The 13,296-nt window shown below is 76.6% G+C and carries 11 protein-coding genes; 7 read left to right on the forward strand and 4 right to left on the reverse strand.

The window, feature by feature from the left end:
• Positions 1 to 268: 268 nt before the first annotated feature.
• The 3 genes from EJA20_RS12730 (at position 269) to EJA20_RS12740 (ending at position 3,802) form a co-directional block, all read left to right on the forward strand.
• Entirely contained in the window at positions 269 to 1,069 is an 801-nt protein-coding gene (locus EJA20_RS12730) for a lysophospholipid acyltransferase family protein (protein WP_240675470.1), read from the forward strand.
• 160 nt (positions 1,070 to 1,229) lie between these two features.
• Entirely contained in the window at positions 1,230 to 2,450 is a 1,221-nt protein-coding gene (locus tag EJA20_RS12735) for a pyrophosphate--fructose-6-phosphate 1-phosphotransferase (RefSeq protein ID WP_129338547.1), read from the forward strand.
• Complete coding sequence (locus tag EJA20_RS12740; protein WP_129338550.1) at positions 2,447 to 3,802, forward strand: class II 3-deoxy-7-phosphoheptulonate synthase; 1,356 nt, start codon at positions 2,447 to 2,449, stop codon at positions 3,800 to 3,802. The genes EJA20_RS12735 and EJA20_RS12740 overlap by 4 nt, the downstream gene beginning before the upstream one ends.
• Before the next feature lie 70 nt (positions 3,803 to 3,872).
• Here EJA20_RS12740 and pknB read toward each other — a convergent pair whose 3' ends face one another.
• Positions 3,873 to 5,852: a Stk1 family PASTA domain-containing Ser/Thr kinase gene (pknB, locus tag EJA20_RS12745; protein WP_338068826.1), complete on the reverse strand. Its 1,980-nt coding sequence runs from the start codon at positions 5,850 to 5,852 to the stop codon at positions 3,873 to 3,875.
• 48 nt (positions 5,853 to 5,900) lie between these two features.
• Entirely contained in the window at positions 5,901 to 7,073 is a 1,173-nt protein-coding gene (locus EJA20_RS12750) for a LysM peptidoglycan-binding domain-containing protein (protein WP_129338552.1), read from the reverse strand.
• A 245-nt stretch (positions 7,074 to 7,318) separates the two neighbouring features.
• Between EJA20_RS12750 and EJA20_RS12755 the strand changes: the two genes are divergently transcribed.
• The gene (locus tag EJA20_RS12755) at positions 7,319 to 7,732 is read left to right on the forward strand and encodes an Rv2175c family DNA-binding protein (protein ID WP_129338554.1); all 414 of its coding nucleotides are present in this window, start codon (positions 7,319 to 7,321) and stop codon (positions 7,730 to 7,732) included.
• Between the two features lie 95 nt (positions 7,733 to 7,827).
• Here EJA20_RS12755 and EJA20_RS12760 read toward each other — a convergent pair whose 3' ends face one another.
• Together EJA20_RS12760 and EJA20_RS12765 are read right to left on the reverse strand one after the other, a co-directional pair.
• The gene (locus tag EJA20_RS12760; protein ID WP_129338556.1) at positions 7,828 to 8,943 is read right to left on the reverse strand and encodes a polyprenyl synthetase family protein; all 1,116 of its coding nucleotides are present in this window, start codon (positions 8,941 to 8,943) and stop codon (positions 7,828 to 7,830) included.
• An 82-nt stretch (positions 8,944 to 9,025) separates the two neighbouring features.
• Entirely contained in the window at positions 9,026 to 9,631 is a 606-nt protein-coding gene (locus EJA20_RS12765; protein ID WP_240675471.1) for a hypothetical protein, read from the reverse strand.
• Positions 9,632 to 9,753: 122 nt separating this feature from the next.
• On the opposite strand from EJA20_RS12765, the gene EJA20_RS12770 reads away from it, so the two are divergent.
• The 3 genes from EJA20_RS12770 to EJA20_RS12780 all read left to right on the forward strand — a co-directional run bounded on the left by EJA20_RS12770 (position 9,754) and on the right by EJA20_RS12780 (position 13,136).
• The gene (locus tag EJA20_RS12770; RefSeq protein ID WP_129338561.1) at positions 9,754 to 10,881 is read left to right on the forward strand and encodes a DUF4192 domain-containing protein; all 1,128 of its coding nucleotides are present in this window, start codon (positions 9,754 to 9,756) and stop codon (positions 10,879 to 10,881) included.
• A gap of 100 nt (positions 10,882 to 10,981) precedes the next feature.
• Entirely contained in the window at positions 10,982 to 11,377 is a 396-nt protein-coding gene (locus tag EJA20_RS12775; protein WP_129338563.1) for a universal stress protein, read from the forward strand.
• Positions 11,378 to 11,564: 187 nt separating this feature from the next.
• Positions 11,565 to 13,136 carry an RNA polymerase sigma factor gene (locus EJA20_RS12780; protein ID WP_240675472.1) on the forward strand — a complete coding sequence of 524 codons (1,572 nt, stop codon included), beginning with the start codon at positions 11,565 to 11,567 and terminating at the stop codon, positions 13,134 to 13,136.
• Positions 13,137 to 13,296 lie beyond the last annotated feature (160 nt).

The following is a 13,296-nucleotide window of genomic DNA, read 5'->3' on the forward strand; positions in this document are numbered from 1 at the left end:
CGGGGGAGCCCCGCGGGGCCCGGCGCGGCGCCGCCCGGGCCCGCCCCCGCGCCGGCGTCGGGCACCCCGTCGGCGCCGGGCGCGTCGTCCGCCGCCCGCAGCCGCGCGACGATGTCCGCCCACGTCTCGTCGGGGACCGCCGCGGAGGGGTCGTCGGGGCGCTGCGCCATGGATGCACTCTAGAGTCGTCCCCGCAGAGCCGGGCGCTGCCTGCGCGGCCCCTGCCGGCACGGCGCCGGGCGCACCGAGGCACACGAGAGGCGGCCCCTTGTTCTACTGGCTGATGAAGCGGGTCTTCGTGGGCCCGCTCCTGCGCCTGGTGTACCGGCCGTGGGTCCGGGGGGCCGAGCACGTGCCGGCCGAGGGTGCCGCGATCCTCGCGAGCAACCACCTCGCCGTCATCGACTCGTTCTTCCTGCCGCTCGTCATCGACCGCGAGCTCGTCTTCATCGGCAAGCAGGAGTACTTCACGGGCAGCGGCTTCAAGGGGCGCCTCACGGCGGGGTTCATGCGGGGCGTGGGCACCATCCCCGTGGACCGCGGCGGCGGCAAGGCCAGCGAGGCGGCGCTGCGCACCGGCCTGCGCCGGCTCGCGGAGGGCGGTCTCTTCGGCATCTACCCCGAGGGCACCCGCAGCCCCGACGGCCGGCTGTACCGCGGCAAGACCGGCATCGCGCGGCTCGCCCTGGAGTCCGGGGCCCCCGTCATCCCCGTCGCCATGGTGGGGACCGACGTGGCGCAGCCCATCGGGCAGCGCATCCCGCGGGTCATGCGCATCGGCATCGTCATCGGCGAGCCCCTCGACTTCAGCCGCTACCGGGGCATGGAGAACGACCGCTTCATCCTGCGGTCGGTCACCGACGAGATCATGTACGCGATCATGAGCCTGTCGGGCCAGGAGTACGTGGACGTCTACGCGGCGACCCAGAAGGCCCGCATCGCCACGGGCCACCCGGCCGGGAGCCCCGGCGCGACGGAGCACCTGCCGTCGGCCCCGGGCGGGCGGCAGGTCCCGGACGTCCAGGTTCCGGTCCCGCCGCAGGACGAGGGTGGCGCGTCGGTAGGATGAGCGCGGCCTCGCGGGCGGACGTCGGGCGGCGCCACCGGTCGCGTGCGTCGGGTGGCACCACGGCGCCGCGCCCCGGCCCGACCCGTCCCCGGACGCCGTCCCCGCAGCACCCGCGCCCCGCGGGACCGCGAGCGGCGCCCGACAACGAGAGGTGCTCCCCATGTCGGTTCGTCGCGTCGCGCTCCTGACCGCCGGCGGCTTCGCCCCGTGCCTGTCCTCGGCCGTCGGGGGGCTGATCGAGCGGTACACGGAGATCGCGCCCGAGGTTGAGATCATCGCCTACGAGCACGGCTACTGGGGCCTGCTCAAGGGCCAGAAGATCGTCGTGTCCGACGAGGTGCGCCGCCGCGCCGGCGTCCTGCACCGCTTCGGCGGGTCGCCCATCGGCAACTCGCGCGTGAAGCTCACGAACGTCGCGGACTGCGTGAAGCGCGGCCTCGTGCAGGAGGGGCAGAACCCCCTCCAGGTCGCGGCGGAGAGGCTGCAGGCCGACGGCGTCGACGTCCTCCACACCATCGGCGGCGACGACACGAACACCACCGCCGCGGACCTGGCCGCCTACCTCGCCGAGCACGACTACGGCCTCACGGTCGTCGGGCTGCCCAAGACGATCGACAACGACGTGGTGCCGATCAGGCAGTCCCTCGGCGCCTGGACGGCGGCGGAGGAGGCGGCGGGCTACGCCGCGAACATCATCGGCGAGCACCGCTCCGGGCCGCGCATGCTCATCGTCCACGAGGTCATGGGCCGGCACTGCGGGTGGCTCACGGCCGCCGCGGCGGCGGAGTACCGCAAGTGGCTCGACCAGCAGGAGTGGGTGCCGGAGATCGGGCTCTCGCGCGAGCGCTGGGACGTGCACGCGGTCTTCGTCCCCGAGGCCCACCTCGACCTCGACGCCGAGGCGACGCGCCTGCGCGGCGTCATGGACGAGCTCGGCAACGTCAACATCTTCCTGTCCGAGGGCGCGGGGATGCACGAGATCGTCGAGCAGCTCGAGGCGTCCGGCCAGGAGGTCGGCCGCGACGCCTTCGGGCACGTGAAGCTCGACACCATCAACCCCGGCCAGTGGTTCGCGAAGCAGTTCGCGGAGAAGCTCGGCGCCGAGAAGGTCATGGTGCAGAAGTCGGGCTACTTCAGCCGGGCGGCCGCGGCCAACGCCGAGGACCTGCGCCTCATCAAGTCCATGACGGACCTCGCGGTCGAGTGCGCCCTGCGCGGCGAGTCCGGCGTCATCGGGCACGACGAGGAGGACGGCGACCGGCTCACGGCGATCGCCTTCCCGCGGATCGCCGGCGGCAAGCCCTTCGACGTCACGCAGCCCTGGTTCGGCGCCCTCCTCGCCGACATCGGCCAGCCCCTCGTCCCGGCGAGCCACGCGTGAGCGTCGAGGCGGACCCGCAGGTCGTCGAGGGCCTCGACGCCTGGCGCTCCCTGCCCGTCGTCCAGCAGCCCGCCTGGCCGGACGGCGAGCGGCTCGCGGCCGTGACGTCGCGCCTGTCCTCGCTGCCGCCGCTCGTGTTCGCGGGCGAGGCCGACGACCTGCGCACGCGCCTGGCCGCGGCCGGGCGGGGCGAGGCCTTCCTGCTCCAGGGCGGGGACTGCGCGGAGACGTTCTCCGAGGCGACCGCGGACAAGATCCGCCACAAGATCATGACGATCCTGCAGATGGCGGTCGTGCTCACGTACGGCGCCAGCCTGCCGGTCATCAAGATGGGCCGGATGGCCGGGCAGTACGCCAAGCCGCGCAGCGCCGACACGGAGACCCGCGACGGCGTCACGCTGCCCGCGTTCCGCGGCGACATCATCAACGGCTACGACTTCACACCGGAGGCCCGCACCCCGGACCCGCAGCGGCTGCTGGAGGCGTACCACACGTCGGCGTCGACGCTGAACCTCGTCCGGGCGTTCACGACGGGCGGTTTCGCCTCGCTCCAGCGGGTGCACGAGTGGAACCGCGGGTTCATGCAGAACCCCGCCTACAGCCGGTACGAGGAGATCGCGGCCGAGATCGACCGCGCGATCCGCTTCATGGCCGCCTGCGGCGCGGACTTCGACGCCCTGCGCTCCGTGGACTTCTTCGCCAGCCACGAGGGCCTGCTCCTGGACTACGAGCGGCCGCTGACGCGCATCGACTCGCGCACGGGACGCCCCTACGACTGCTCCGCGCACTTCCTCTGGATCGGGGAGCGCACGCGGCAGCTGGACGGCGCGCACGTCGACTACTTCTCCCGCGTCCACAACCCCATCGGCATCAAGCTCGGGCCGACGGCCACGGGCGACGACGCGCTGGCGCTCGTGGACCGGCTGAACCCGACGGCCGAGCCCGGCCGCATCACCTTCATCACGCGCATGGGGGCGGGCCGCGTCCGCGACCTGCTGCCGGCGCTCGTGGAGAAGGTCGCCGCGGACGGCCGGCCCGTCACCTGGGTGTGCGACCCCATGCACGGCAACGGGATCACGTCGGCCAGCGGCTACAAGACCCGCCGCTTCAGCGACGTCATGGACGAGGTCGCCGGGTTCTTCGAGGTGCACCGCGCGCTGGGCACCGTGCCCGGCGGCCTGCACATCGAGCTCACCGGCGACGACGTCACCGAGGTGCTCGGCGGCAGCGAGGAGATCGACGACGAGGGGCTCTCGCGCCGCTACGAGACCCTCGTCGACCCGCGGCTGAACCACCAGCAGTCCCTGGAGATGGCGTTCCAGGTCGTGGAGCTGCTCCGCGCGCAGCGCTGAGGCGGCGACCGGCACGAGGAGAGGGCGGGGCGGGGGCGCGCCCACCCCGCGCGGCTCGGCCCCGCGCGGCTCAGACGACGGTGAGGGTGACGGTCGACCCCTTGGGGACCGCCACGCCGCCCTCGACGCTCTGGGCGCGGACGGTGCCGAAGATGCCGCCGAGCACGTTGCTGCGCTCGACCCGCAGCCCGAGGGCCTCGAGCTGGGCCTCCGCCTCCGTGAACTGACGACCGGTGAGGTCGGGGACCTCGACGGTCTCCGGGCCCTTCGACACGACGAGGGTGACGGTGTCCCGCCGGTGCCCCGCCGTCCCGGAGGGCGGGTCCTGCCGGACGACGGCGCCGGCCTCGACGGTGTCGGAGAACTCCTCCTCCACGCGCACCTCGAGCGCGTCGCGCGCGAGCGTCTCGCGGGCCGCGTCGAGGGCCATGCCGACGACGGAGATGATCGTGACCGGGGCCGGCCCGGTGGAGATCGTCAGCCGGACGGCCGAGCCGCGCTCGAGCTGCGTGCCGGCGGCGAGGTCCGCGCCGTCGTCGCCCGCGACGGCGAGGACGGCGCCGACGGCCGCCGCGTCGTCGGGGCGGCGCTCGTAGGCCACCTCCAGGCCGGCGTCGGACAGCGCCCGGGCGGCGTCCGCCTGGAGCGCCCCCACCAGCCCGTCGGGGACGGCGACGAGGTCGGGTCCCAGCGACACCGTGTAGGCGACCGTGCCCTCGCGGCGCACGCGCTCGCCCACGCCGGGGTCCGCCGCCACGACGGTGCCGCGAGGGCGGTCGCTGAACGCCTCGTCCCGCGCCGGCTCCAGGCCCGCCCCCTCGAGGAGCGCGACGGCCCTGGGCTCCTCGACGCCGACCACGCGCGGCACGGCGACGTAGGCGCCGGGGCCGGCCTGCACCCACCACACGGCGCCGCCGGCGAGGCCGAGCAGGGCGACGAGGAGCACGACGAGCGCGACGCGTCCCCGGCGCCGGCGGGGACGCGGCCCGGCGGCGTCGCCGGTCGCGGTGGTGCCGCCCGGCGCGCGCGCCGCACCGATGGGCAGGGAGACCGTCGTGCCCGGGCCGGTCGCCAGGACCGTCGTGCTCGTGGCGTCGGGCGGGCCCTCGTCGAGGTCGTCCTCGTCGTCGTCGCCCGGGACGGGGACGGGCACGGCGGTCGGCGTGACCTCGGCGCGCCGTGCCAGGGTCTCCTCGTCGAGGACGGCCCGCGTCCGGCGCAGCCGCTCGAGGGCGTCGGCGGCGTGGACGGGCCGCTCGTCGGGGTCGCGCGCCGTGAGGGCGCCGACGAGCGCGTCGACCTCCTCCGGGAGCCAGGGCACCCGCGCGGAGGGCGCGGGCACCCGCTCCTTCACGTGCTGGAGGGCCACCATGAGCGGCGTCTCCCCGGAGAAGGGCTGCCGTCCCGTCAGGGCTTCGTACAGCAGGATCCCCACCGCGTAGACGTCCGTGCGCGCGTCGCTCGTGCCGCGGGCGACGAGCTCGGGCGCGAGGTACGCCACCGTGCCGAGCATCGTGCCCGTGGACGTGGAGGTCACCTCCGTGACGGCACGGGCGAGGCCGAAGTCGGCGAGCTTGACCCGCCCGTCCGCCGCGAGCAGCACGTTCTCCGGCTTGATGTCGCGGTGCACGAGGCCCTGGCGGTGGGCGGTGGCGAGGGCGTCGAGCACGCTCTCCGCCACCGCCAGCGCGTCACCCAGCCGGAGGGCACCCTCGTCGAGCATGCGGCGGCGCAGGTTCGTGCCCTCGACGTACTCCATCGTCAGGTAGCTCGTGCCGTCGTCGACGCCCTGGTCGTACACGGCGACGAGGCCCGGGTGGGTCAGGCGGGCGGCCGTCCGGGCCTCGCGCCGGAAGCGCGCGACGAACTCCGCGCCGCTGACCCCGTCCGCGAGGTGCGGGTGCATGACCTTGACGGCGACCTCGCGGTCGAGCCGGCGGTCGACGCCGAGGTAGACCGTCGCCATCCCGCCCCGCGCGATCCGGGAGACCACGGCGTACCGGCCGTCGACGAGACGGCCGATCATCGGGTCGGCGGCGGGTGCCCTCACGCGGCGCAGTCTACGGGCGGCCCGCGGCCGGACCCGGGAGGCGGCGCCTCACGCGAAGCGCGCCATGAGCGTCTGCACGCTGGCGACGTAGCGCCGGGTGTCGTCGAACATGCCGTTGCGGGCCACCGACGACGCACCCTGGTAGTACCCGGCGATGGCCGAGGGCAGGTCGGGGGAGGTGCGCACGAGCGAGCGGAGGATGGCCACGCCGGCGACGACGTTGTCGTCGGGGACGAGCAGGTTGAGCCTCCGCCCGACCATCTGGGACGCCCACTCGCCCGACGAGGGGATCACCTGCATCGTCCCGATGGCGTTGGCCGGCGACACGGCCGTGTGGTTGAAGCCCGACTCCTGGAAGGCGACGGCCTGCGCGAGGGCCGGGTCCACGCCCATCGCCCGGGCGGTCGCGGCGACCTTCGCCTGCATCTCGGCCTTCGACGGCACGCCCGCGGCGACGAGCGCGGCCTTGTTCGCGTTGGCGGAGGCCACGACCTCCGGCGCGTAGGTGCGGCCCGCGAAGGTGTTGCCGACGGTGGCGGTGGCGGCGGGCGCGGCGGCCGCGACCGGGACGGTGAGGGTCTGGCCCGCGCGGATGAAGGCGCGGGCGTCCAGGCCGTTCGCGGCGACGACGGCCGCGACGGAGGCGCCGTGGCGGGCGGCGATGGAGCCGACGGTCTCGCCACGGCGCACGGTGTGGCTCGTCGACGAGGAGGCCGTGGCGGCCGCGGCGACCGCCGGTGCGGGTGCGGCCGCGGTCGGGGCGGCACCCCCGGCGGCGGGGATCGTGAGGGTCTGGCCCGCGCGGATGAACGCCCGGGCGTCCAGGCCGTTCGCGGCGACGACGGCGGCGACCGTCGTGCCGTGGCGCGCGGCGATGCGGCCCACCGTGTCCCCGGAGGCGACGGTGTAGGTCGTCGCGGCGGGCGCGGGGGCGGCGGGTGCGGGCGCGGCGGCCGCGGCGGCGCCCGTCGGGACCGTGAGCACCTGGCCGGCCCGGATGCGGTGGACGTCGGCGAGGCCGTTCGCCCGGGCGATCGCGCCCACCGTGCTGCCGGAACGGGCGGCGATCCGGCTCACGGTGTCGCCCGAGCGGACCGTGACCTGGTCGTCGGCGACCGCGGGCGTCGCACCGGTGGCGACGGCCGCCGCCGCGAGGACGAGCGTGGCGCCGGTGGAGGGGCCGACGCGGCGGAGACCGGCGGCGCGGGGGGTGGAGGGCATGGGGGCTCTCTTCATGTGACTGAGGTGAACGCTGTTGCGCATGTGACTGCTGTGACTGAAGTCGACGGTACGGGACCGGAGTTGAGGTCGGGAAGTCGAACGGGGGAGTTCCACCGGTGTCATTCACCCCGCCGCGCGCCGCGACCCGCGTCCGGGGTCCTCCTCGTCGGGACCGGGGCCGACGCGGAGGTGCTCGTGGCACCCGTGGCGGGGCGGGCCGACGACGGCTGGCTAGGCTGGCGCGCGTGGAGAACCCGGACACCGCCCTGGACCGCCTCGTCCCCGGCTGGCTCACCGTCCCCGACGTCGCCGAGCGGCTGGGCACGGACCCCGGCAAGGTGCGACGGCTGCTGCAGGAGGGCAGGCTCGTCGCCGTCCGACGGGGGGAGCCGCCCGTCGCGAGCATCCCGGAGGGCTTCCTCGTCCCGGGGCACCTGGCGAACCCGGCGGCGCCGTCGCGCGACCCCGACGTCGGCGAGTGGGCGGTCCTGGCGGCCCTGCAGGGGACGCTGACGGTCCTCGCCGACGCCGGGTTCTCCGACGCGGAGGCCGTCGTCTGGCTCCACACGCCCGACGACTCGCTGCCGGGGACGCCCCTGGAGGCGCTGCGCTCGGGCCGCAAGACCGAGGTCCGCCGCCGGGCGCAGGCCGAGCTCTAGCACCGCGACGGCCGCCGGGCGCGCCGGGCGCGCCGGGACCCGACCGCCCAGGCCGGCACCGGCACCGGACGGCGAGGCAGGCCCGCCCGGCTCGGTCAGGAGCGGCGGTCGACCGCCGCGTGCGCGAGGTCGAGCAGGCGGCTGCGCCCCGGCTCCTGCCAGTCCGCGTCGCCCAGCACCGCGAAGGCGCGTGCGCTCAGCTCGTCGATGAGCCCCTCGACGGCGGCCACGGCGCCCGTGCCGACGATCGTCGCCGCGAGCCCGGCCACCTCCGCGGGGGTGAGGGACCGGTCCCCGAGGCGGGTGCGCAGGAGGTCCTCGGCCGCCCGGTCGCCCGCCGCCCGCGCCCCGGCGAGCGCCCGCGCCACCAGCACGGTGCGCTTGCCCTCCAGCAGGTCGTCCCCGGCCGGCTTGCCGGTCGTCGCCGGGTCGCCGAAGACGCCGAGCAGGTCGTCCCGCAGCTGGAAGGCCTCCCCGAGCGGGAGCCCCGCCGCCCGGCAGACGGCGACCGCCCCGGGCGTCGCGTCGGCGAGGCGGGCGCCGAGCACCAGGGGGTGCTCGACGGAGTAGCGCGCCGACTTCGCGCGCAGCACGCGCCGGGCGCGCCGCTCGTCCGCCTCCGGGTCCTCGCCCCACGGCGTGGCCTGCGCCAGCACGTCGAGGTACTGCCCGACCGTCACCTCGGTCCGCATGAGGTCGAAGACCTCGCGGGTCGCGCGGGCCCGGGCGGCCGGGGCGCCCGCGAGCGCGTCCGTGAACTCCTGCTCGCTGGCGACGAGGGCCAGGTCCCCGAGGAGGACGGCGGCCGAGAGGCCGAACTGCTCGGGCCGCCCGACGAGGCCCTCCGCGTCGTGGCGGCGGGCGAAGGCCCGGTGCGCGGCGGGGCGCCCGCGTCGCGTGTCGGACTCGTCCATGACGTCGTCGTGGAACAGGGCCGCCGCCTGGAAGAGCTCGAGGGCGGCGCCCACGCGCAGCACGGCCTCCGCCTCCGGGGTCCCGGGGACCCCGCCGTGGGCGCGCCACGACCACCAGCAGAAGGCCGCCCGCAGCCGCTTGCCGCCCGCGAGCATGGACTCCATCGCCTCGGCGAGGGGCTCCGTGTCGGGCCCGGCCTCCGCCAGCACCGTCCGCAGGCGGGCCAGGTGGCCCCGCACGTGCCTCTCGACGTGGGCACGCACGTCGTCGGGGTCGCCGGGCGCGGTGGGTGTCACGGCGGGCAGCCTAGGTGCTGGTCGAGAGCCGGTCGCGTCGCCCGCGGACGGCGCGCCGCGCCGCCCGGGACGGCCCCGGGCCTCAGCCGGCCGACGGCGCGCGGACGGTGCCGCCCACCGTGAGCGTGCGCGTGGTCCCCGTGTCGAGGACGCCGAGCACCAGCAGCTCCGCGCCGTCGCCGCGGCTGAACGCCGTGCGCGCCGCGAGCCCCGGCTCCGGGGTCGCGGCCGTCTCGGCGAAGCCCGCGGCGAGCAGCGGCGCCCGCAGCGCCTCGACGAGGCCGGCCGTGTCCTGGGCGCTGCGCAGGTTCAGGCTGACGCGCAGGAGGTCGCCCCCGGGGACCGGCTCCGCCGCGGACACGAGCACCTCGGCGCCGGGCGGCACGACGACGAGGTCGGCGGGGAACCCCGCGGCGAGCGCACCGACCGTCGAGCCCGTCGGGGCCGCGGTCGGGAGCAGGGTCTCGGCGGCGGAGGCCGACGGGGTCGCCAGGACGTCCGCGGTCGGCGGCGCGGACCGCTGCGCCGGGGCGCTGGAGGAGCACCCGGGCACCGCGGCGACGAGGGCGGCGACCACGAGGACGGTGGCGGCGTGCCGGGGGCGGGGGCGGGCGGGCCGGCGCCGGGGCTCACCGGCGGACGCGCCCCGCGACCCGCGGCGGCGTGCGAGGGGGTCCGGTGCGGGCACGGCGCCAGGGTAGCCGGGGCCGCCCGGCGCCGAGCCGACCACAGCCCCCCGTCGGGACCGCGCCGACGGGCACCGGGGGACGGGGCCGCCACGGGAGGGCCCCGCGACGCGAGGGTCGGCGCATGGACCCCGTGACCCTGACGACCCTCAAGGTGACCGAGCCGCGCGAGATCCTCGCCCTCGTCCCGTTCCGGCTCGGCTTCCGCCCGCGCGAGAGCCTCGTTCTCGTCGGGCTGCGCGCGCCGCGGGGTGAGGTCGGGCTCGTGGCGCGCGTCGACCTGCCCGACCTGACGCACGCCGAGCACGGGCCCCGGCTCGCCCGGTCGCTCGTCGCCCACGCCGGCCGGGACGGGGCGACGCGCCTCGTCGTCGTCGGCTACGTGGACGCCCACCCCGGCCCCGGCGCGCCCGTGCGCGAGGCGGCCGACCGGGTGCGGGAGGCGGCGGAGGCGGTGCTGGAGGAGGTGAGCACGTGGGTGGTCGGCCCGGGGGGGTGGGGGCACCTCGGCTGCGGCCCGGGCTGCTGCCCGCCGGGCGGGCGCCCGCTGCGCGAGCTCGAGTCCACGCTCGTCGGCGCGGAGATGGTGCTCGCCGGCACCGTGGTGCTGGGCGAGCGCTCCGAGCTCGGCGCGGTGCGCCCGGCGTCGGGGGAGGAGCGCCGGGCCGTCGGGCGCGTGCGGACCCGGTGGGGCGGTCGCCGTGCCGCGGCGGTGCACGACCCCGTCGCCCTGGCCTCCTGGCGGCTGTCGTCGCTGGCCGCGTGGCGCGCGCTCGTCCTCGCCCAGGACGCGCCCGGGCCCGTGCCCCGCCGGCTCCTCGGCCGGGTGACGGCGGGGCTGGAGGACCTCGCGGTGCGGGACGCGGTGCTCCTCACCCTCGTCCCCGGGGTGGGCGACCTGCCCGAGCGCACCCTGGTGCGTGCCGGCGACGGGCGCACGGCGGCCGACGACGAGATCGGCGCCGCCCTCGGCCGCCTCCTCGACGCGCGCCGCGGGGTGCGTCCCCCGGCGGGGGCGCCGGCCGCGGCCGCCGCGCTCGCCCAGGTCGTCGCCCACGCCCGCGAGGACGCGGTGGCCGCCCCCACGACGCTGCTGGCGCTGCTGGCGTGGTGGGAGGGGGACGGCGCCCGCGCCGCGGTGCTCGTCGAGCGGGCGGGACGGGCGGACCCCGCGCACGGGCTGGCGCGGCTCCTCTCCCGGCTCCTGGACGCCGGGGTGCCGCCGGGCTGGTACGTCCGGGGCACGCCCTGACGGTCCGGTCGCGCGGCGGGGGCGCCCTCCCGTCCGGGACGGGCCCGGACGGGTACGGTCGCCCCAGGACGGCCGCGGACGAACGAGGGAGACGCAGAGCATGAGCATCGTCGTGGGGTACGTGGCCACGCCGGAGGGTCGGGCGGCGCTCGACGCGGCGGTCGCGGAGGCGCGGCTGCGGGACGAGCCCGTGGTGCTCGTGGCCAGCACGCGCCCCGACGCCGGGTCCGAGGAGCGCGAGCGCCTGTCGGTCGAGCTCGAGACGGTCCGCGCGGAGCTCGAGGGGCACGGCGTCCCGCACGACGTGCGTGTGCTCGACGGGGGGGACGTGGCCGAGGACCTCATCGGCACGGCCGAGGAGGTGGGCGCGTCGCTCGTCGTCCTCGGCCTGCGCCGCCGCAGCCCCGTCGGCAAGCTCATCCTCGGCGCGAACGCCCAGCGCGTGCTGTTCGACGCCCCCTGCCCGGTCCTCACGGCGAAGCCCGGGCCGTCCTGACGCACCGGCCCGGGCCGTGCCCGGGCCGGGAATTCCGCGGTCGCAACCACGGTTGACAGGGGTCGACCCACCCGTGGGGATGACCGCCGGACGCGTGCCCTCTCCCCGCGGCGTCGGGACGGGTCGGTACACTACTGATCTGCCCTCCGGAACCCCTCCTCCGGTTCGTGCTGCCGAAAGGTCCTCCGTGACGTCCCAGACCACGCATCCCGCGCTCCCCCGTGAGTTCGAGCACCCCGCCCTCCAGGAGCTGGTCCGGCGCGGTCGCACGCACGGCGGTGTCGACGCGGCCGACGTCCGCGCGGCGTGCGAGTCCGCCGACGTCCAGGACGCGAAGCGGCTGCGGGCGGTCGTCCGGGGTCTGGCCACCGCCGGCATCGCCGTGACCAGCGCCGAGCCCGCGCCGGCCCGCGCCGTCGCCGCCACGTCGGCCCGCACCCTCCCGTCGGCGCAGGCCTCCGTCGAGGAGGCCGCGCCGCGCGCCGCCGCCAAGCCCGCGGTGAAGGCCGCCGCGAAGCCGGCCGCCAAGGCAGCGGCCAAGCCCGCCGCGAAGGCGGCCGCCAAGCCCGCCGCCAAGGCGTCGGCGAAGACCGCGGCGGCCCCGGCCGGCGAGGTCGACGAGACCCCCGAGGACGCGGAGCCCACCGAGGTCGTGGACCTCGAGGAGGTCGCGGTCGAGGACGTCGTCGCGGTCGAGGAGGTCGCGGAGGAGGAGACCGAGGAGTCGGGCGACGAGGAGTCGAAGCCCGCCCCGAAGGCCGCGGAGGAGCCCGAGGGCGAGAGCGGCGGCTTCGTCTACTCCGACGCCGACGACGACGACGCCCCCGCGCAGCAGGTCGTCACCGCCGGCGCCACCGCCGACCCGGTCAAGGACTACCTCAAGCAGATCGGCAAGGTCGCGCTCCTCAACGCGGAGCAGGAGGTCGAGCTCGCCAAGCGCATCGAGGCCGGCCTCTTCGCCGAGGAGAAGCTGTCCGCGGGCGACGCGGTCGACCCGAAGCTCGAGCGCGAGCTCAAGTGGATCGCGCACGACGGCCGCCGTGCGAAGAACCACCTGCTCGAGGCGAACCTGCGTCTCGTCGTCTCGCTCGCGAAGCGGTACACGGGCCGCGGGATGCTCTTCCTGGACCTCATCCAGGAGGGCAACCTCGGACTCATCCGGGCCGTCGAGAAGTTCGACTACACCAAGGGCTACAAGTTCTCGACGTACGCCACCTGGTGGATCCGGCAGGCCATCACCCGCGCCATGGCCGACCAGGCCCGCACCATCCGCATCCCGGTGCACATGGTCGAGGTCATCAACAAGCTGGCCCGCGTCCAGCGCCAGATGCTCCAGGACCTGGGCCGCGAGCCCACCCCGGAGGAGCTGGCCAAGGAGCTGGACATGACGCCCGAGAAGGTCGTCGAGGTCCAGAAGTACGGTCGCGAGCCCATCTCGCTGCACACGCCCCTGGGTGAGGACGGCGACAGCGAGTTCGGCGACCTCATCGAGGACTCCGAGGCCGTCGTCCCGGCCGATGCCGTGAGCTTCACGCTCCTGCAGGAGCAGCTGCACCAGGTGCTCGACACGCTGTCCGAGCGCGAGGCGGGCGTGGTGTCCATGCGGTTCGGCCTCACCGACGGCCAGCCCAAGACGCTCGACGAGATCGGGAAGGTCTACGGCGTGACCCGCGAGCGGATCCGCCAGATCGAGTCCAAGACGATGTCGAAGCTGCGGCACCCGTCGCGCTCGCAGGTCCTGCGCGACTACCTCGACTGACGCACGCACCCGGCCCTGCCCGGGGACGACGCAGGCCCCGACCGTCCCGCGGTCGGGGCCTGCGTCGTCGTGGGCCTGCGTGCTCCGGGCCGCGCGCTCGTCCGGCGGGCGTGCCGTCCGGCGGCGGCGACCACGGGGACGCCGCAGCGCGCAGGCGCCG

Source organism: Cellulomonas endophytica (assembly GCF_004123805.1).
Taxonomy (GTDB): domain Bacteria; phylum Actinomycetota; class Actinomycetes; order Actinomycetales; family Cellulomonadaceae; genus Cellulomonas; species Cellulomonas endophytica.

Bases quoted from the DNA above. Each gene is read 5' to 3' on its own strand.
- EJA20_RS12735 (WP_129338547.1), top strand. From the start codon at position 1,230: ATGTCGGTTCGTCGCGTCGCGCTCCTGACCGCCGGCGGCTTCGCCCCG.
- EJA20_RS12750 (WP_129338552.1), bottom strand. From the start codon at position 7,073: ATGCCCTCCACCCCCCGCGCCGCCGGTCTCCGCCGCGTCGGCCCCTCC.
- EJA20_RS12770 (WP_129338561.1), top strand. From the start codon at position 9,754: ATGGACCCCGTGACCCTGACGACCCTCAAGGTGACCGAGCCGCGCGAG.
- EJA20_RS12775 (WP_129338563.1), top strand. From the start codon at position 10,982: ATGAGCATCGTCGTGGGGTACGTGGCCACGCCGGAGGGTCGGGCGGCG.